The organism is Methylophaga sp. UBA4204 (genome assembly GCF_002379485.1).
GTDB lineage: Bacteria > Pseudomonadota > Gammaproteobacteria > Nitrosococcales > Methylophagaceae > Methylophaga.
Window position 1 is genome coordinate 4,275 of the sequence record NZ_DFTU01000060.1, and the last position, 546, is coordinate 4,820.

1 protein-coding gene is annotated in these 546 nt (G+C 47.4%); it reads right to left on the minus strand.

Going from position 1 to position 546, the window contains the following annotated elements:
- Positions 1 to 105 precede the first annotated feature (105 nt).
- Positions 106 to 546 (minus strand): YggS family pyridoxal phosphate-dependent enzyme (locus B3182_RS08525; protein ID WP_292752357.1); only part of this gene is annotated, 441 nt, incomplete at its 5' end.

Below are 546 nucleotides of genomic sequence, written 5' to 3' on the forward strand. Positions count from 1 at the left end.
CATTAAACTGCGCGCCATATTTCCACCGCCGATAAAGGCGAGCTTGCAAGGTATCATTTAAACTTTCTCCATTGGGACGGACTCTTCAACACTGTAGTGTACTGGTTATTGTTTATTGGGTGTATGTCTCTCACCAAACAGCGCCGTCCCAATCCGGACCATGGTGCTGCCTTGCGAGATAGCTGGCTGCATATCAGCTGACATCCCCATTGATAAAGTATCAACGGTAGCGTGGTTGGTTTTAAGTTGAGAAAAAAGTTGCTGCGCCCGGGCAAAGGCATCGAGCTGTTGTTCAACCGTTTCTGCAATTGCCGGAATGATCATTAAACCCCGCAACCGAATATTTTTCAGTTGGCTTACTGCAGCAGCGAGTTCCATTAAACCGTCGGCATGAACACCTGCCTTGCTGGCTTCATCATCAATATTGACTTGCAGACAAATATTCAAAGGCGGTTTTTCAGTAGGTCGCTGGTCAGATAACCGTTGCGCAATTTTAAGCCTGTCCACACTCTCGACCCAATCAAAGTTGGCAGCAATGTCACGGGT